18 protein-coding genes are annotated in these 18610 nt (G+C 61.6%); 14 read left to right on the top strand and 4 right to left on the bottom strand.

What is annotated here, in order from left to right; all coding sequences use genetic code 11:
- Window positions 1–50 precede the first annotated feature (50 nt).
- A complete protein-coding gene (gene yaaA / locus LOY26_RS22200) occupies window positions 51–830 on the bottom strand; it encodes a peroxide stress protein YaaA (RefSeq protein WP_033702871.1) in 780 nt (259 codons plus the stop codon).
- A 135-nt stretch (window positions 831–965) separates the two neighbouring features.
- Between yaaA and LOY26_RS22195 the strand changes: the two genes are divergently transcribed.
- From LOY26_RS22195 to moaE, 5 genes are all read left to right on the top strand, one after another.
- Window positions 966–2102, top strand: coding sequence for a polysaccharide deacetylase family protein (locus LOY26_RS22195; RefSeq protein WP_258714090.1), 1137 nt, complete (start codon window positions 966–968; stop codon window positions 2100–2102).
- 266 nt (window positions 2103–2368) lie between these two features.
- Entirely contained in the window at window positions 2369–3763 is a 1395-nt protein-coding gene (locus LOY26_RS22190) for a PhoH family protein (RefSeq protein WP_033702869.1), read from the top strand.
- 181 nt (window positions 3764–3944) lie between these two features.
- The gene (moaC, locus tag LOY26_RS22185) at window positions 3945–4415 is read left to right on the top strand and encodes a cyclic pyranopterin monophosphate synthase MoaC (protein WP_033702868.1); all 471 of its coding nucleotides are present in this window, start codon (window positions 3945–3947) and stop codon (window positions 4413–4415) included.
- Window positions 4415–4660 (top strand): molybdopterin converting factor subunit 1, encoded by a 246-nt coding sequence (gene moaD, locus LOY26_RS22180; RefSeq protein ID WP_033703011.1) that lies wholly within the window; start codon window positions 4415–4417, stop codon window positions 4658–4660. The genes moaC and moaD overlap by 1 nt, the downstream gene beginning before the upstream one ends.
- 2 nt (window positions 4661–4662) lie before the next feature.
- Complete coding sequence (gene moaE / locus LOY26_RS22175) at window positions 4663–5109, top strand: molybdopterin synthase catalytic subunit MoaE (protein WP_033702867.1); 447 nt, start codon at window positions 4663–4665, stop codon at window positions 5107–5109.
- Between the two features lie 161 nt (window positions 5110–5270).
- Here moaE and rhlB read toward each other — a convergent pair whose 3' ends face one another.
- Together rhlB and LOY26_RS22165 are read right to left on the bottom strand one after the other, a co-directional pair.
- Window positions 5271–6740 (bottom strand): ATP-dependent RNA helicase RhlB, encoded by a 1470-nt coding sequence (rhlB, locus tag LOY26_RS22170; protein WP_186658774.1) that lies wholly within the window; start codon window positions 6738–6740, stop codon window positions 5271–5273.
- A gap of 100 nt (window positions 6741–6840) precedes the next feature.
- Window positions 6841–7497, bottom strand: a complete 657-nt coding sequence (locus LOY26_RS22165; protein ID WP_186658771.1) for an alpha/beta hydrolase — start codon at window positions 7495–7497, stop codon at window positions 6841–6843.
- Between the two features lie 332 nt (window positions 7498–7829).
- Here LOY26_RS22165 and LOY26_RS22160 point away from each other — a divergent pair, with 332 nt between their 5' ends.
- The 4 genes from LOY26_RS22160 (at window position 7830) to LOY26_RS22145 (ending at window position 11987) form a co-directional block, all read left to right on the top strand.
- The gene (locus tag LOY26_RS22160) at window positions 7830–8858 is read left to right on the top strand and encodes an amino acid ABC transporter substrate-binding protein (protein WP_186658768.1); all 1029 of its coding nucleotides are present in this window, start codon (window positions 7830–7832) and stop codon (window positions 8856–8858) included.
- A gap of 67 nt (window positions 8859–8925) precedes the next feature.
- Window positions 8926–10104 (top strand): amino acid ABC transporter permease, encoded by a 1179-nt coding sequence (locus LOY26_RS22155; protein WP_186663363.1) that lies wholly within the window; start codon window positions 8926–8928, stop codon window positions 10102–10104.
- A gap of 10 nt (window positions 10105–10114) precedes the next feature.
- Complete coding sequence (locus tag LOY26_RS22150) at window positions 10115–11212, top strand: amino acid ABC transporter permease (protein WP_033702862.1); 1098 nt, start codon at window positions 10115–10117, stop codon at window positions 11210–11212.
- A 10-nt stretch (window positions 11213–11222) separates the two neighbouring features.
- Entirely contained in the window at window positions 11223–11987 is a 765-nt protein-coding gene (locus LOY26_RS22145) for an amino acid ABC transporter ATP-binding protein (RefSeq protein WP_033702861.1), read from the top strand.
- A 41-nt stretch (window positions 11988–12028) separates the two neighbouring features.
- Here LOY26_RS22145 and algW read toward each other — a convergent pair whose 3' ends face one another.
- A complete protein-coding gene (algW, locus tag LOY26_RS22140; protein ID WP_033702860.1) occupies window positions 12029–13189 on the bottom strand; it encodes a Do family serine endopeptidase AlgW in 1161 nt (386 codons plus the stop codon).
- A gap of 214 nt (window positions 13190–13403) precedes the next feature.
- Here algW and LOY26_RS22135 point away from each other — a divergent pair, with 214 nt between their 5' ends.
- From LOY26_RS22135 to LOY26_RS22115, 5 genes are all read left to right on the top strand, one after another.
- The gene (locus tag LOY26_RS22135) at window positions 13404–14162 is read left to right on the top strand and encodes a Nif3-like dinuclear metal center hexameric protein (RefSeq protein ID WP_047582657.1); all 759 of its coding nucleotides are present in this window, start codon (window positions 13404–13406) and stop codon (window positions 14160–14162) included.
- A 174-nt stretch (window positions 14163–14336) separates the two neighbouring features.
- Window positions 14337–15254: a sulfate adenylyltransferase subunit CysD gene (gene cysD, locus LOY26_RS22130; protein WP_095064192.1), complete on the top strand. Its 918-nt coding sequence runs from the start codon at window positions 14337–14339 to the stop codon at window positions 15252–15254.
- A gap of 103 nt (window positions 15255–15357) precedes the next feature.
- On the top strand, window positions 15358–15699 hold the full coding sequence (locus LOY26_RS22125; RefSeq protein ID WP_258714089.1) for a four helix bundle protein: 342 nt from the start codon (window positions 15358–15360) through the stop codon (window positions 15697–15699).
- A 53-nt stretch (window positions 15700–15752) separates the two neighbouring features.
- On the top strand, window positions 15753–17654 hold the full coding sequence (gene cysN / locus LOY26_RS22120) for a sulfate adenylyltransferase subunit CysN (protein WP_033702857.1): 1902 nt from the start codon (window positions 15753–15755) through the stop codon (window positions 17652–17654).
- Window positions 17655–17830: 176 nt separating this feature from the next.
- A complete protein-coding gene (locus LOY26_RS22115) occupies window positions 17831–18463 on the top strand; it encodes a hypothetical protein (protein ID WP_258714088.1) in 633 nt (210 codons plus the stop codon).
- The last annotated feature ends 147 nt before the right edge of the window (window positions 18464–18610 follow it).

Raw genomic sequence — 18610 nt, 5'->3', positions numbered from 1 at the left:
GTTGCAGGTGGCCTCATCGCGAACAAGCCCGCGAAGAGGCCCTCATCAAATCACTCGGCAGGGTGGTCGCGCAGGAACACCAGGTGATCAGGCTTGGACTGCTCGGCACTGTAGTAGTAGCCCTGCACATCAAACGCTTTGAGCTGCTCCGGGTCGTTGATGCGCTGCTCGATCACGAAGCGGCTCATCATGCCCCGGGCTTTCTTGGCATAGAAACTGATGATCTTGTACTGGCCGTTCTTGAAGTCCTTGAAGTCGACGTTGATCACCCGCGCCTTCAAAGCGCTGCGTTTCACCGCACTGAAGTACTCGTTGCTGGCCAGGTTCAGCAACACGTCGTCACCCTGGTCGGCCAGGGCCTGGTTCAGCCATTCGCTGATGCGCGTGCCCCAGAAGGCATACAGGTCCTTGCCGCGGGCGTTGGCCAGCTTGGTGCCCATTTCCAGCCGATAAGGCTGCATCAGGTCGAGCGGGCGTAGCAGGCCATACAGGCCAGAGAGCATGCGCAGGTGGCCCTGGGCATAGCTGAAGTCATCTTCGCCAAGGCTTTGCGCATCGAGGCCGGTGTACACATCGCCTTTGAACGCCAGCAGCGCCTGCTTGGCGTTGGCCGGGGTGAAGTCAGGGGTCCAACTGCCGAAGCGGGCGGCATTGAGGCCGGCGAGCTTGTCGGACAGGTGCATCAGTTCGCTGATCTGGGCGGGCGACAGCTCGCGCAGTTGCACGATCAGTTCCTGGGAGTCGTCCAGGTACTGGGGCAGGGTGAAACGTTCGGTCACCGGCGGGGTGTCGTAATCGAGGGTCTTGGCGGGGGAAATCACCGTCAGCATCGGGTCGGCTCCTGGAATCGTTGGCGCGATTCTACGGGCTGGGGCAGGCAAGTCCAAACTATGCCGACGATAGTCAAAGACCATCGGCATGCCAGGCGCTATAGTGCGCGTTTTGCTGTTGCGGAGCTTCCCACCGTGCGCATTGCATCGGCCCTGCTGGCCGCGCTGTTGAGCCTGGCCGCGCAGGCCGCCCCTTCGCCCCAGGTGAGCCTGGACCGCAGCCTGTGGCCCGAGCAGCTGGACAGCCCGGCGCTGTTCGATGTCGCGTCGCGCGCGGAGATCCTGTCGTTCGCCCAGGTGCTGCACGAGAGCGAGCTGCTCGATGATGGCGCACTGGCGGCGCGGTTGGGCCTGCGGCAGGTCAACCTGCAGAAGGTGCGCCTGGTGCGGGCGCGCATGTGGCAGCGCTTGTGGCAGGGTTATCAACAGGCCCAGCGCAGCTGCGCGCAAGATGCCTCGTTCTGCTACCCGGTTACTTCGATGGCAGAATTGCGCACCCAGGCGGCCACGTTTGCCGCTGATGTCGGCACGTTCTACACCGGTTGGGTCGAGCCTAGCCACCAGTTCCATGTCCGTTACCTGGACGAGCAGCTGCGCAAGGCAGCGCTGCTGGGGCAAACCAGCAGCGAGGTCGAGCGCCTGTCCAGCCGTGAACGCAATGGCGATGAGCTCAACGATCGCATGTTCTTGCTGACCTTCGTCGGCGGCCCCGGCCCTGATGGGGGTAATACCGACACGCTCGCCGCCTACCTGCGCAGGCAGAAGCTCGAGGGCACGTTCTTTGTGCTTGGCAACCGCCTGCAGCAGCGCCGCGATGCCGGTGCGGCGAATGCACTGCGCCAGCTCTATCGTGGGCAATGCGTAGGTATCCAGGGCTGGGAATATCGCTCCCATGCGCAGTGGACGGCTTGGCAGGACTCGCTGCGGCGCAGCCAGGCACGGGTGCAGGCTGACCTGCCCGAGCAGTACGTGCCGCTGTTCCGCCCGCCTTATGGCCAGCGTCGGGCCGATGGCGAAGCCTTCATGGCCAGCCAGCAGTTGCGCGTGTCGTTATGGGATATCGATGCCCAGGATGATGGCGCGCTGAGCGCGGAGGCCTCGGCGCAACGGGTGCTGACCTTGATGCTGCTGTGGCGCAAGGGCGTGATCCAGTTCCATGACAGCCTGCCCAAGGCCCAGCCGGCGGTGCAATGGTTGCTGCAAAATACCGCGCAGAGCGGCATCGGTTGGGAGGATTGCCACGCCTACGGCCAGGCTCGACAGGGGGACTAATATTTGACTGTAGACCCGCCTTGCCCCCTCGCCAACCCCTGATTGCCATTCGGAAAAATAAACTTCACCGACACGTAAAAAAACTTTTTCTAGTCATGGTTTATGCGGTATGAAGAAACCAGACAGCCGATCCCTGCAGCACAGGTGGCGTCATCCACCGTGTCAGGTTCGCTTCCCGCCCGTAGCAACGCGGATACGGGAAGACCGGCAGTCACTCTGCGGCGCAGCAGACCGCGCCGTGTGGCTTCGATATAAGGTGACCGAGTATGGATGACCAAGGACGCAACCCTTCCTCCAGCAAGCCAATCCTGTATGTGCTCGATACCAACGTCCTGATTCACGACCCCAACGCATTGCTCAACTTCGAGGAGCACCACGTCGCCCTGCCGATGACGGTGCTGGAGGAACTCGACAAGCTCAAGACCGGCAAGCAGACCATCGCCGCCGAATGTCGCCAGGCCATCCGCCTGATCGACCAGACCCTGGGTGACGCCTCGCCCAGCGATGTCGAACAGGGGGTACCGATCCAGCGTGGCAAGAGTGGGCCCAAAGGCTTCTTGTCGATCCTGATGAGCCCGCGCAACGAACCGAACCGGCTGCTGCCGGAAAACCTCAACGACAACATCATCATCAACCAGTTGCTGGAACTGCGGGCCAAGCGCACCGACCTTGACGTGGTGCTGGTCACCAAAGACATCAACATGCGCCTGAAGGCGCGCGCCTGTGGCATCGCGGCCGAGGACTACAGCACCGACCAGCTGGTCGATGACGTGTCGCTGTTGTCCAAGGGCTATCACTCGGTCACCGGCTCGTTCTGGGACCGGGTCAGCAAGGTCGACACCCGTCAGGAGCGGGGCCGCACCTGGCATCGGGTACAGCTGATCGACAACCTGCCGGCCGTGCACGTCAACGAATTCATCATCGATGAGCAAGGTTTCGTCGGCTGGATCAAGGGCATTCGCAGCGATGAACTGCTGCTGCTCGACCTGCATCAGGAACCCCTGTTGCACCAGGAAGCCTGGGGCCTGAAACCGCGAGACATCCATCAGAGCCTGGCGCTGTTCGCCCTGCTCGACCCGGATATCCACCTGGTCAACCTGACCGGCGCCGCCGGCTCCGGCAAAACCATCCTGGCCCTGGCGGCGGCCATTGAACAGACCATGGTCAGCAAGCGCTACCGGCGCATCATCGCCACCCGCAGCGTGCAGGGGCTGGACCAGGAGATCGGCTTCTTGCCGGGCACCGAAGCGGAGAAGATGGAGCCTTGGCTGGGCGCCATCACCGACAACCTCGAAGCCTTGCACATGGATGACGAGAGCACCCACGGCAGCGTCGAGTACATCCTTGAACGGGTGCCACTGCAGTTCAAGTCGCTGAACTACATTCGCGGTCGCAGCTTCCAGCAGAGCCTGATCCTGATCGATGAATGCCAGAACCTCACGCCGCACCAGATGAAAACCATCATCACCCGTGCCGGCTCCGGTTCCAAGGTGGTCTGCCTTGGCAACCTGGCGCAGATCGACACCCCCTACCTGTCCGCGACTAGCTCGGGCCTGACCTACCTGACCGAGCGCTTCAAGGACTTCCCCCATGGCGTGCACATCACCCTGCAGGGTGTGCCGCGGTCGGTGCTGGCCGAGTACGCCGAGTCGCATCTGTAACCCTTCGAGCCGGGCGGCGTGCCGCCCGGCCTCTTAGCGGGGCCTTCACTGATCTGGAATCGAGTGGTGAACCCGTGGAAGCGGGCTTGCCCCGCGAAGAGGCCACCACTGACAGTACATTCCGCTGCTCAAACCTGACCCACGGGTTTACACTCTTTGTTCCCTTCACAGGAGCAGAGCAGTGCTGACACATCTTGATTCCCAGGGGCGGGCCAACATGGTCGACGTCACTGAAAAGGCCGTGACCGAGCGCGAGGCCATTGCCGAGGCGCGGGTGCGCATGTTGCCGCAGACCTTGCAGATGATCGTCGATGGCGAGCACCCCAAGGGCGATGTGTTCGCCGTGGCGCGCATCGCCGGCATCCAGGCGGCGAAGAAGACCAGCGACCTGATTCCGCTGTGCCATCCGCTGATGCTGACCAGCGTCAAGGTCGAGCTCAGCGCCGAAGGCCAGGACGCGGTGCGTATCGTAGCCCGCTGCAAGCTGGCCGGGCAGACCGGTGTCGAGATGGAAGCACTGACCGCTGCCAGCGTTGCCGCGCTGACGATCTACGACATGTGCAAGGCCGTGGACAAAGGCATGGTGATCGAGCAGGTGCGCCTGCTGGAAAAACTCGGCGGCAAGAGCGGCCACTACAAGGTGGGCGCATGATCAAGGTCAAGGTGATGTATTTCGCCCGTTACCGGGAGTTGCTCGGGCTCGACGCCGAGCGCCTGGAAGGCGACTTCGCGGTAGTCGACGATGTGCGCAAGGCGCTGGTGGCCAAAGGCGAGCAGTATGCGTTGCTGGCTGAGCAGAACCTGATGTGCGCGCGCAACGAAGAGCTGTGCAAACTTGATGAGCCGCTGGCGGAGGGCGATGAAGTGGCGTTCTTCCCGCCGGTGACCGGAGGCTGAACATGACGGTGCGAGTGCAGCCAGAAGCGTTTGACCCAGGTTTCGAGGTCAATGCCATGCACGCCGCGAATGTCGGCGTGGGCGCGGTGGTGGGGTTCGTCGGCTATGTGCGGGACTTCAACGATGGTCGGGACGTAGCGGGGATGTTCCTGGAACACTATCCGGGGATGACCGAGAAGGCCTTGGCCAAGATCGTGGTCGAGGCCGAGCAGCGCTGGCCGTTGCTCAAGGTCGACGTGTTGCACCGCATTGGTGCGCTCGAGCCCGGTGAGCCGATCGTTTTTGTCGGCGTGGCCAGTGCCCATCGGCAGGCGGCGTTCGATGCCTGCAACTTCATCATGGACTACTTGAAGACCCGGGCGCCGTTCTGGAAGAAGGAAAACACCCAGGAAGGGCCGCGCTGGGTGGAAGGCAAGCAGAGTGACCAGGAAGCGGCGGGGCGCTGGTAGGCAAGGTTGCGCCGATTCCCTGTAGGAGCGGCCTTGTGTCGCGATAGGGCCGCGCAGCGGCCCCAAAATTTCAGCTTTGGTGCAGAGATTGCTGGGGCCGCTGCGCTGCCCTATCGCGACACAAGGCCGCTCCTACAAGGGCGGCGTCAGCATTCGGGCAATCAGTGGTGCTTGCGTGGTACCGGCGTCAACAGCTCATCTGGCGGCATCTCGCACTTGATCTTGCGCCCCAGCAGTTCTTCGATCGCCGGCAACTGGTAGGAATCGTCCTCACCGGCAAAGCTGATCGACACACCACTGGTCCCGGCACGGCCAGTACGGCCGATGCGGTGCACGTAGTCATCGGCATCTTCAGGCAGGGTGAAGTTGATCACGTGGCTGATGCCATCGATGTGAATACCACGGCCCGCCACGTCAGTGGCCACCAGCACGGTAATCCGGCCTTCGCGGAAGCTTTCCAGGGTGCGAATGCGCTTGTGCTGTGGCACATCGCCCGACAGTTGCGCAGCGTTGATGCCATCGCGCACCAGCTTTTCTTCGATGCGCCGCACCTCGTCCTTGCGGTTGGCAAACACCATCACCCGTTCCCACTTGTTCTGGGTCACCAGGTTGTACAGCAGCTTGTACTTGTCGCTGCCAGCCACCGCGTACACGTGCTGCTCGACGGTTTCGCTGGCCACGTTTTCCGGTTCGATCTCGACGATGGCCGGGTCGGTGGTCCACTGTTTGGCCAGGTTCATCACGTCTTCGGTGAAGGTGGCGGAGAACAGCAGGGTCTGGCGTTCGCTTTTCGGCGGGGTCTGGCGAATGATCTGGCGCACCTGGGGGATAAAGCCCATGTCGAGCATGCGGTCGGCTTCGTCCAGCACCATCACCTCGACCATGTCCAGGTGCACTTCACCGCGCTGATTGAAGTCCAGCAGGCGGCCCGGGGTGGCAACCAGAATGTCGCAATGGCGTGCTTCCAGGGCCTTGAGCTGCTTGTCGAAGTCCATGCCGCCGACAAAACTCATGACGTTCAGGCCGGTGTATTTGGTCAGGGCGGCGGCGTCCTTGGCAATCTGCACCACCAGTTCGCGGGTCGGCGCGATGATCAGCGCGCGCGGTTCGCCCATGTAGCGCTCCTTGGGCGGCGGCGTCTGCTGCAGCTGGGAAATGATCGAGATCAAAAACGCTGCGGTCTTGCCGGTGCCGGTCTGAGCGCGGCCGATCGCGTCCTGGCCACGCAGGGTGTAACCCAATACCTGCGCCTGGATCGGCGTGCAGTAGGGGAAGCCCAGGTCGTGGATCGCGTGCATCACTTCGTTGGACAGCTTGAAGTCGTGGAAGCGGGTTTTACCTTCCTGCGGCTCGACCACGAAGTCTTCCAGCTTCCACAGGCTGGCCTGTGGCTTTGGCTTGGGCTTGCGTTCGCGACGCGGTTTGTCCTTGGCCGGGTTGTCGGCAGCGGCAGGCGCTTGGGCCTGTTGGCTGGCGTCGGCGCGTTGTGGGGCCGGCTGGGGCGCTGGCTGAGGCTGGGGCTGAGCCACAGCAGCGGGCGCAGGCTCGGGCGTTTTCACGCTGGCAGCGGGATCGACGGCCTGGGGCGCGGCGTCTCCTTTGCCGAATATTTTTTTGAGTGCCTTGAGCACGATCGTCTCATCAACTGGTTAAGGAATGTACGCCGGGCAGTGTAAAGCAAGATCCCGACGCGGCGTAGCGGAATACACCCACAACTACAGGCGATCAGGCTTATTGCAGCTGCTTGCTCAACCAGTCATGGATGTCGCCCAGCTCTTCGACCACCACTTCGTGTTCCATCGGGTACTCGTGCCAGCGGGCGGCGACACCCCAGGTATTGAGGTACTCGAACGCGGTGCGGCCCATCGAGGGGATCACCACTGGGTCATGCACACCATGCAGGCACAGGGCCGGGGTGCGTTGCTGGCAGGCGCTCAGTTCATGGGCGTCGGAGAAGGTCGGGGCATAGGTGGACAGGGCGATCACGCCGCCCAGGGCTTCTTGCCACTTTATATAAGCCGTGTGCAGTACCACCGCGCCGCCTTGGGAGAAGCCGGCCAGGAAAATCCGCGTCAGGTTGATGCCCTTGGCCTGTTCTGCCTTGATCAGGGCGATGACCTGCTCGGCCGATTCCTCCAGCTGCGCCTCGTCGATGGCACGTGCCGGGGTCATGGCCTTGATGTCGTACCAGCTGGGCATGGCATAGCCGCCGTTGATGGTCACGGGGCGGGTGGGGGCCTGGGGCATGATGAAGCGGGTGCTGAGCAGTCGTTCCTGCATGAATTCGGCAACCGGTAGGAAGTCGTAACGGTCGGCGCCCAGGCCGTGCAACCAGATCACACAGGCGTCGGCGGTTTTCTGCGGTTCGAGAATCAGCGGGTTGGTCATGACTGCTCCGAAAATGTGCGGGTCTTGTTATGGCGTGCTTAAAAAGAAGGCGCTGCAAATGATTGTCGGAAAAATAATGTCGCAACGATACAACTTTGCCTACTTGACGTGCGCTTAAACGCTTTAGCCGCCAACTGTGGTACGCCCTTTGCTACGAAACATACGATGCAAGGGTCAGGCCGTGACGGTAACACCCTTTGCAAGCGAAGGCTGTCATAGAACAGCCCATTGCGCCAATTGACCCAATAACAAGCCAACACGGGTCGGATACGCCTCAAAAGGGTGCGGTGCAATTCCGGCTCGGTACAACAAGAGCGATTTGGAGGTTGTGAATGAAGATGTTGAAAACCACCCTGGCAGTCCTGACCGCTGCCGCTGCGCTGGGCGCCGTGACTACCGCCCAGGCCGGCGCCACGCTTGATGCGGTAAAGAAGAAGGGCTTCGTCCAGTGTGGCGTGAGCGACGGTCTTCCAGGCTTCTCGGTACCTGATGCGCAAGGCAAGATCGTCGGTATCGACGCCGATGTCTGCCGCGCCGTGGCCGCCGCTGTGTTCGGCGATGCGACCAAGGTCAAGTTCAGCCAGCTCAACGCCAAGGAACGCTTCACCGCACTGCAGTCCGGCGAAGTCGACGTGCTGTCGCGCAACACTACCTGGACCAGCTCGCGCGATGCCGGCATGGGCCTGGTGTTTGCCGGTGTCACCTACTATGACGGCGTCGGTTTCCTGGTCAACAAGAAGCTGGGTGTATCCAGCGCCAAGGAGCTCGACGGCGCGACCATCTGCATCCAGGCCGGTACCACCACCGAACTGAACGTGTCCGACTACTTCCGCGCCAATAACCTCAAGTACATCCCGATCACCTTCGACACCTCCGACGAAAGCGCCAAGTCGCTGGAATCGGGCCGTTGCGACGTGCTGACCTCGGACAAGTCGCAGCTGTTCGCCCAGCGCTCCAAGCTGGCCGCGCCGACCGACTACGTGGTGCTGCCAGAAACCATCTCCAAGGAACCGCTGGGCCCGGTGGTGCGCAAGGGCGACGAAGAGTGGTTCAGCATCGTCAAGTGGACCCTGTTCGCCATGATCAATGCCGAAGAGGCTGGTATCACTTCGAAAACCGTCGAAGCCGAGGCCAAGTCCACCAAGAACCCGGACAACGCCCGCCTGCTCGGCGCTGACGGCGAGTACGGCAAAGACCTCAAGCTGCCCAAAGACTGGGTAGTCCAGATCGTCAAGCAAGTCGGCAACTATGGCGAAGTGTTCGAGAAGAACCTGGGCCAGAGCACCGACCTGAAGATCGACCGTGGCATGAACGCCCTGTGGAACAACGGCGGCATCCAGTACGCGCCACCTGTGCGCTGATGGTTGCACCCTGCGGCGGCATTCCGCCGTCGCAGGCTGTTCGAATCCCTACTTTCCGGGGCACTTCATGCAAAATCGAATCGGCGCACAAAAGGGGCTATCCCTGAGTGATCCACGTGTGCGCGCGTGGCTGTTCCAGGTACTCACGATCCTGTTCGTGGTGGGCCTGGGCTGGTACCTGTTTCACAACACGCAAACCAACCTGCAGCACCGGGGCATTACCTCCGGCTTTGACTTCCTCGACCGCAGTGCCGGCTTCGGCATCGCCCAGCACCTGATCCCTTATGTGGAATCCGACAGCTACGCGCGGGTGTTCGTCATCGGCCTGCTCAACACCCTGCTGGTCACCTTCATCGGCGTCATCCTGGCGACGATCCTGGGGTTCATCATCGGCGTGGCGCGGCTGTCACCCAACTGGATGATCAACAAGCTGGCGACCGTGTATGTGGAGACCTTCCGCAACATCCCGCCGTTGTTGCAGATCCTGTTCTGGTACTTCGCGGTGTTTCTGACCCTGCCAGGACCGCGGGGCAGCATCAACTTCGACGACATGTTCTTCATCAGCAACCGCGGGCTGAACATGCCCGGTGCCTCGATGGCCGAGGGCTTCTGGCCGTTTGCCGTTGCCCTGGGGCTGGCGATCGTGGCCACGGTGGCGATGGTGCGCTATGCCAACAAACGCTTCAACGAGACCGGCAAGCCGTTCCACAAGTTCTGGGCAGGGCTGGCGCTGCTGGTCGTCATCCCCGGTCTGTGCGTATTGCTGTTTGGCAGCCCGGTGCACTGGGAAGTGCCGCAGCTCAAGGGTTTCAACTTCGTTGGCGGCTGGGTGCTGATTCCCGAACTGCTGGCCCTGACCCTGGCGCTGACCATCTATACCGCGGCGTTCATCGCCGAAATCGTGCGCTCGGGCATCCGTTCGGTCAGCCATGGCCAGACCGAAGCTGCGCGTTCGCTTGGCCTGCGCGAGGGCCCGACCCTGCGCAAGGTGATCATCCCCCAGGCACTGCGGGTGATCATTCCGCCACTGACCAGCCAGTACCTGAACCTGGCGAAGAACTCGTCGCTGGCGGCCGGTATCGGCTACCCGGAGATGGTCTCGCTGTTCGCCGGTACCGTGCTTAATCAGACCGGCCAGGCCATCGAGGTGATTGCCATCACCATGAGTGTCTATCTCGCCATCAGCATCAGCATTTCGCTGCTGATGAACTGGTACAACAAGCGCATTGCGCTGATCGAGCGGTGAGGATACGCCCGTGAATGCTCATGTTTTCAAACCTGACATGCCGCCACCGGTAAAAACCGTCGGCGTGCTCGCATGGATGCGGGCCAACCTGTTCTCCAGCTGGCTCAACACCCTGCTGACCTTGTTCGCCGTCTACCTGGTGTGGCTGATTGTGCCGCCGCTGGTGCAGTGGGCGTTGATCGACGCCAACTGGGTCGGCACGACCCGCGCCGATTGCACCAAGGAGGGCGCCTGCTGGGTGTTCATCCAGCAGCGCTTCGGCCAGTTCATGTACGGCTACTACCCGGCGGAACTGCGCTGGCGCGTAGACCTGACCGTGTGGCTGGCGGTACTTGGCGCCGCGCCGCTGTTCATCAAGCGCTTCCCGCGCAAGGCCGTGTATGGCCTGGGCTTCCTGGTGCTGTACCCGGTCCTTGCCTACACGCTGCTGCATGGCGGCTACCTGGGCCTGGAAAGCGTGCCGACCAGCCAGTGGGGCGGGCTGATGCTGACCCTGGTGATCGCCACGGTGGGTATCGTCGGTGCGTTGCCGCTGGGCATTTTGCTGGCATTGGGGCGGCGCTCCAGGATGCCGGCGGTGAAGGTGGTGTGCGTGACCTTCATCGAGTTCTGGCGCGGCGTACCGTTGATCACCGTGCTGTTCATGTCGTCGGTGATGCTGCCGCTGTTCCTGCCTGAGGGCATGAGCTTCGACAAGCTGCTGCGGGCGATGATCGGCGTGATCCTGTTCCAGTCGGCGTACATCGCCGAGGTGGTACGTGGCGGCCTGCAGGCCATCCCCAAGGGGCAATACGAAGCGGCTGCGGCCATGGGCCTGGGCTACTGGCGTGCGATGGGGCTGGTGATTTTGCCCCAGGCACTGAAGCTGGTGATCCCCGGCATCGTCAACACCTTCATCGCCCTGTTCAAGGACACCAGCCTGGTGATCATCATCGGCCTGTTCGACCTGCTCAACAGCGTCAAGCAGGCCGCGGCCGACCCGGCCTGGCTGGGCATGGCGACCGAGGGTTATGTGTTTGCCGCCCTGGTGTTCTGGATTTTCTGTTTCGGTATGTCCCGCTACTCCATGCATCTGGAGCGCAAGCTGGACACTGGCCACAAGCGTTAGGAGTTTCGAAATGAGTGAAGCGATCAAGCAGCCTGCTGGCCCCGAAGGCATCATCCAGATGCAGGGTGTGAACAAATGGTACGGCCAGTTCCACGTGCTCAAGGACATCAACCTGAATGTGCGCCAAGGCGAGCGCATCGTTCTGTGCGGGCCGTCCGGGTCGGGCAAGTCGACGACCATTCGTTGCCTCAACCGCCTGGAGGAACATCAGCAGGGGCGCATCGTCGTCGATGGCGTCGAGCTGACCAACGACCTCAAGCAGATCGAGGCGATCCGCCGTGAGGTGGGCATGGTGTTCCAGCACTTCAACCTGTTCCCGCACCTGAGCATCCTGGAGAACTGCACGCTGGCGCCGATGTGGGTGCGCAAGATGCCACGGCGCAAGGCCGAGGAAATCGCCATGCATTATCTGGAGCGGGTGCGTATTCCGGAGCAGGCGCACAAGTACCCGGGGCAGTTGTCTGGCGGGCAGCAGCAGCGCGTGGCGATTGCCCGGGCGCTGTGCATGAAGCCGAAGATCATGCTGTTCGACGAGCCGACTTCGGCGCTGGACCCGGAGATGGTCAAGGAGGTGCTCGATACCATGGTGGGCCTGGCCGAGGATGGCATGACCATGCTGTGCGTGACCCACGAGATGGGCTTTGCCCGCACCGTGGCGAACCGGGTGATCTTCATGGACAAGGGGGAGATCGTGGAGCAGGCGGCCCCGGATGAGTTCTTCGACCGGCCGCGCAGTGACCGGACCAAGTTGTTCCTGAGCCAGATCCTGCATTGATGTAACCAGGGGCCGCCCCATCGGGGCGGCCCCATGCAGCTTTACTTCTCTTCCGGATTGGCAGCCGGCGCAGGCGGCGGCCGCAGCCCCACCTCGGCAATCAGCTTCAGTTGCTGCCCGTTGCGCATCACCTCGATGGTGATCTTCTCATTGGGCTTGATCCGCGCCACCTGGTTCATCGACTTGCGCCCGTCACCGGCCGGCTCGCCGTTGATGCTCATGATCACGTCACCCAACTGCAACCCGGCTTTTTGCGCCGGCCCTTCGCGGAAGATCCCCGCCACAACGATGCCCGGGCGGTCCTGCATGCCGAACGATTCGGCCAGCTCCTGGCTCAGCGGCTGCACTTCGATGCCCAGCCAGCCACGAATCACCTGGCCGTGCTCGACGATCGACTTCATCACCTCCAATGCCAGTTTCACCGGGATGGCGAAGCCGATGCCCTGGGAGCCACCGGACTTGGAGAAAATGGCCGTGTTGATGCCGATCAGGTTCCCGTTGGCATCGACCAGTGCGCCACCGGAGTTGCCGGGGTTGATCGCCGCGTCGGTCTGGATGAAGTCTTCGTAGTTGTTCAGGCCCAGCTGGTTGCGGCCGGTGGCGCTGATGATGCCCATGGTCACGGTCTGGCCGACGCCGAAGGGGTTGCCGATGGCCAGCGACACGTCGCCGATGTGGATGTTGTCGGAGCGGCCGATAGTGATGGCCGGCAGGCTTTTGAGGTCGATCTTCAGTACCGCAAGGTCGGTTTCCGGGTCGCTGCCGATCACCCGAGCCAAGGTCTCGCGGCCATCCTTGAGCGCCACCACGATCTGGTCGGCGCCACTGGTGACGTGGTTGTTGGTCAGCAGGTAGCCCTCGGGGCTCATGATCACCGCCGAACCCAGGCTCGATTCCCAGCGCTTCTGCTTGGGCAGGTTGTCGCCGAAGAAACGGCGGAACTGCGGGTCTTCGAACAGCGGGTGGGCGCTCTTGTTCACTACCTTGGTGGTGTACAGGTTGACCACCGCCGGCGCGGCCAGGGTCACGGCGTCGGCGTACGACACCGGGCCCTGCATGATCCGCGAGGTCTGCGGTGCCTGCTGCAGGTTGACGTCCTGGCTTGGCAGGCCGACCCATTGCGGGAAGCGCTGGATGATCAGCATGGCGATCAGCACACCGGTGAGCAGGGGCCAGCCAAAGTAACGCAGAGCCTTGAACATGAACGAATCCTGGGAGTAGGGCGGGAGCCAAGTAGCCGCGCCACGGGGCGCGAGCGCGCGCGATCATACACCTGAAACCGCTGATCGGCGATGGCTTGTCTGGCCTGCCCTCATGCGGCTGCCGCCGGTTTCCCCAAGGCCGGCGACGGCTCATAATGGCGGCCAGTATACGGGTGTTGAACCCGGCAAAAACGCAGATTTCGAGGAGATTTTCATGGCCGTCGCTCTGAACACCCTGGTCGAGGAAGCCGAGCGCTACCTGGGCAGCGCGAAGATCCAGGATTATTGCCCCAACGGGCTGCAGGTCGAGGGCCGCCCGCAGGTCAGCCGCATCGTCAGCGGCGTCACAGCCAGCCAGGCGTTGCTGGATGCCGCCGTCGAGGCCGAGGCTGACTTGGTGCTGGTTCACCATGGTTACTTCTGGAAGGGCGAGAACCCTTGCATCACGGGTATCAAGCAGCGGCGCCTGAAGACCCTGCTCAAGCACGACATCAGCCTGCTGGCGTTTCACCTGCCGCTGGACGTGCACCCGGAGGTGGGCAACAACGTGCAGTTGGCGCGCCAGCTGGACATTACCGTGGAGGGGCCACTGGACCCTGAAAACCCAAAAGTGGTCGGGTTGGTCGGTTCGCTGGCCGAACCGATCACGGCGCGCGATTTTGCCCGACGGGTGCAAGAGGTGATGGGGCGCGAGCCGTTGCTGGTCGAAGGCGAGCAGATGATTCGCCGGGTCGGTTGGTGCACGGGGGGCGGGCAGGGCTATATCGATACCGCGATTGCCGCCGGTGTCGACCTGTTCATCAGTGGCGAAGCGTCGGAGCAGACCTACCACAGTGCCCGCGAAAACGGCATCAGCTTCATTGCCGCCGGGCACCATGCCACCGAGCGCTATGGCGTACAGGCACTCGGCGATTACCTGGCACGGCGGTTTGCCGTAGAACACCTGTTCATCGATTGCCCCAACCCTATCTAAGCGGTCTTGCCCGCGAAGGGCCGCAAAGCGGCCCCATTTCCCCCAAACCCCCAGTCATATCGTTAGATTGTTTCGATCTAGCCCGCCTCCTAAATAGAAGCAGCCGCTGTGATAAAGTGGCTCGCTCGAACACGGCCCGCAGGCCGTCCATAAGATCGTTTTTCGTGAGTAGCCATGGTCGACAAACTGACGCACTTGAAACAGCTGGAGGCGGAGAGCATCCACATCATCCGCGAGGTGGCCGCCGAGTTCGACAACCCGGTGATGCTGTACTCGATCGGCAAGGATTCCGCCGTGATGCTGCACCTGGCGCGCAAGGCCTTCTTCCCGGGCAAGCTGCCGTTCCCGGTGATGCACGTCGACACCCAGTGGAAATTCCAGGAGATGTACAGCTTCCGCGACAAGATGGTCGAGGAAATGGGCCTGGAACTGATCACCCACGTCAACCCCGAGGGTGTGGCGCAGGGCATCAACCCCTTCACCCATGGCAGCTCCAAGCACACCGACATCATGAAAACCCAGGGCCTCAAGCAGGCGCTGGACAAGCATGGTTTCGACGCCGCCTTCGGTGGTGCCCGCCGTGACGAAGAAAAGTCCCGGGCCAAGGAGCGCGTCTACTCGTTCCGTGACAGCAAGCACCGCTGGGACCCGAAAAACCAGCGCCCCGAGCTGTGGAACGTGTACAACGGCAAGGTCAACAAGGGCGAGTCGATCCGCGTCTTCCCGCTGTCGAACTGGACCGAGCTGGACATCTGGCAGTACATCTACCTCGAAGGCATCCCGATCGTGCCGCTGTACTTCGCCGCCGAGCGTGAAGTGATCGAGAAGAATGGCACCCTGATCATGATCGACGACGCGCGCATTCTCGAGCACCTCTCCGAGGAAGAGAAAGCCCGCATCGTCAAGAAGAAGGTGCGTTTCCGTACCCTCGGTTGCTACCCGTTGACGGGCGCTGTCGAGTCGGAAGCCGAGACCCTGACGGACATCATTCAGGAAATGCTCCTGACCCGTACGTCCGAGCGCCAGGGCCGTGTCATCGACCACGATGGCGCCGGCTCCATGGAAGACAAGAAACGCCAAGGCTATTTCTAAGCTTCAAGTTACAAGCGGCAAGCTGCAAGACAGAAGCAGAACGAGTAGCTTCTGATTTTTGTGGACTGCCGCCTGCACTGCGGGCGCACAGGGAGTGTCTGCAGTGGATTTTGAGAAGTTGCTGGTTTGGCAGAGAAGTAAAAACTTAGCCGTTGTGATGTATCAGGCATTTGCCGACTGCCGGGATTTTGGATTCAGATCTCACATCACCCGTGCAGCGGTTTCAGTCCCTTCCAACATTGCCGAAGGGATGGAGCGCAGAGGGTCGCGGGAGAAGACGTGGTTCCTAAGCGTGGCGAAGGCGTCCTGCGCAGAGTTGCGGGCTCAACTGATAATTGCCGGTGAAATGGGTTACTTGCCTTCTGAATTGGCCAACGACTGGATTACTGAAACCCGTGAGCTCTCCAGAATGCTTGCAGGGTTGATCAACAAAATTTCTAACTAGCTGTACGCCGACAAGCTTGCTGCTTGAAGCTTACAGCTTGGAGCTTGAATGCAATGAGTCACCAATCTGATCTGATCAGCGAGGACATCCTCGCCTACCTGGCCCAGCACGAGCGCAAGGAACTGCTGCGTTTCCTGACCTGCGGCAACGTCGACGACGGCAAGAGCACCCTGATCGGGCGCCTGCTGCACGACTCGAAGATGATCTACGAGGACCACCTCGAAGCCATCACCCGTGATTCGAAGAAGTCCGGCACCACCGGCGAAGAAGTCGACCTGGCGCTGCTGGTCGACGGCCTGCAGGCCGAGCGCGAGCAGGGCATCACCATCGATGTCGCCTACCGCTACTTCTCCACCGCCAAGCGCAAGTTCATCATTGCCGACACCCCGGGCCACGAGCAGTACACCCGTAACATGGCCACCGGTGCGTCCACCTGTGACCTGGCGATCATCCTGGTCGATGCCCGCTATGGCGTGCAGACCCAGACCCGTCGCCACAGCTACATCGCCTCGTTGCTGGGCATCAAGCACATCGTCGTCGCGGTCAACAAGATGGACCTCAAAGGTTTCGACGAGGGCGTCTTCGAAGAAATCAAGGCCGACTACCTGAAGTTTGCCGATGCCATCAACCTGACGCCGAGCAGCCTGCACTTCGTGCCGATGTCGGCGCTCAAGGGCGACAACGTGGTCAACCGCAGCGAGCGTTCGCCGTGGTACACCGGCCCTGCGCTGATGGAAATCCTCGAGACCGTGGAAGTCGCGGCCGACCGCAACTTCACCGACTTGCGCTTCCCGGTGCAGTACGTCAACCGCCCTAACCTGAACTTCCGCGGCTTCGCCGGCACCCTTGCCAGCGGCGTGGTGCACAAGGGTGACGAAATCGTCGTGCTGCCGTCGGGCAAGAGCAGCCGGGTCAAGTCCATCGTCACCTACGAAGGTGAGCTTGAAAACGCCGGCCCAGGCCAGGCCGTGACCCTGACCATGGAAGACGAGATCGATATCTCCCGTGGCGACCTGCTGGTGCATGCCGACAACGTGCCGCCGGTAACCGACCAGTTTGACGCGATGCTGGTGTGGATGGCTGAAGAGCCGATGCTCCCGGGCAAGAAATACGACATCAAGCGCGCCACCAGCTATGTGCCGGGCTCGATCGCCAGCATCACCCACAAGGTCGATGTAAATACCCTCGAAAAAGACGCTGCCAGTGCGCTGCAACTGAACGAGATCGGTCGGGTCAAGGTGTCCCTGGACAGCGCCATCGCGCTGGACGGCTATGACAGCAACCGCACCACCGGTGCGTTCATCGTCATCGACCGCCTGACCAATGGCACCGTCGGCGCCGGCATGATCATCGCGCCGCCAGTACTGCCACACGGCAGCACCGGCCAGCACGGCAAGCAGGCCCACGTTTCCACCGAAGAGCGCGCCCTGCGCTTCGGCCAGCAGCCGGCCACCGTGCTGTTCAGCGGCTTGTCCGGCGCTGGCAAGAGCACCTTGGCTTATGCCGTGGAGCGCAAGCTGTTCGACATGGGCCGTGCTGTTTACGTGCTCGATGGCCAGAACCTGCGCCACGACCTGAACAAGGGCCTGCCACAGGACCGCGCCGGCCGTACCGAAAACTGGCGCCGTGCCGCCCATGTGGCGCGCCAGTTCAACGAAGCCGGCATGCTGACCCTGGCTGCGTTCGTTGCCCCGGATGCCGAAGGCCGCGAACAGGCCAAGGCGCTGATCGGCAAGGAGCGCCTGGTGACCGTTTACGTCCAGGCCTCGCCTATCGCCTGCCGCGAGCGCGACCCGCAGGGCCTGTATGCGGCCGGTGGCGACAACATCCCGGGCGAGAGCTTCCCGTTCGATGTGCCGCTGGATGCAGACCTGGTGATTGATACCCAGGCTACCAGCGTCGATGAAGGCGTGAAGCAGGTGCTGGATGTGCTGCGTCAGCGCGGCGCGATCTAAGCGCTGAAGCTGCATGAAAAAACCCGCTTCGGCGGGTTTTTTTATGGCTGTGATTAAAGCACACGCACGGCGATCAGTTAGCGACTTGACGGATAGACAAGTTGACAAGTTGATAGCTCTTCAAGGGCCGGTCTAGTCTGTTGGCACAGGGGCGATTAAGGCCCTGAGTAGGCCCTATGATTACAACCACACATGAAGTACTCCATCCGGAAATCGGTCGTATCGAAACTGCGAAGGCCGCATTGCGTGAGCGCTTTGAGGAGCACCTTGCTCGTGCTTCGGAAGCGGTGGTGCTGAAAGCTGTGGCCCTTGCGGACGAAAAAGCATTCGCGGCGCTTGCCAAGGTAGAGGTTGAGACTAAACGCAGTATCGTAACGCGCAACCAGGAAGCCGTGTCCAGGATGAAAGCGCGTGCGTTCGAGCGGGTCGACGGTCGTTGCGAGTTACTGGACGCCAAGGCGGCCTGCGAAATACTGGGCATTACAAAGCAGGCACTGAGCCAGAAGACAAAAGCTGGAAACCTGCTTGCGTACACAAATTCCGGTAACCGCAGAAAATTCTACCCATCGTTTCAGTTTGCCAATAACAAGCCACGGGCAGTTGTCGCAAGGCTGATCAAAGCGCTAGAGGTAGACCCTGCCGACCTTGAAGCCATGAATTTTCTGGTTCAGCACCTGGTCGGCAAAATGGATTACTCAGACCCAGGGGAGCCAAGCAATGAAGTGCCACGGTTCGAATTGTTGGATGACAGTGTGGCCCTGAGGATCATCACGCGTGACTATGTGAATGCCTTGACGGCGGGGCAGTGAAAGCCGGGGCTGTCTACAAGGCTTCTTGTACGTTTACTCCAGCACTACACCTAGGCTGTCCAGGAATTCAACGGCCGTTTCACCGTTAGACAGCAGCGCCTGCATGAGAGGTTGATAGCTCAGTGCTTCCACCTGGGTTGAGCGACC

This window comes from Pseudomonas sp. B21-047 (assembly GCF_024748775.1).
Taxonomy (GTDB): domain Bacteria; phylum Pseudomonadota; class Gammaproteobacteria; order Pseudomonadales; family Pseudomonadaceae; genus Aquipseudomonas; species Aquipseudomonas capeferrum.
The sequence above is the reverse complement of the archived record's forward strand: the minus strand, read 5'-3'. Positions and strand labels throughout refer to the sequence as shown.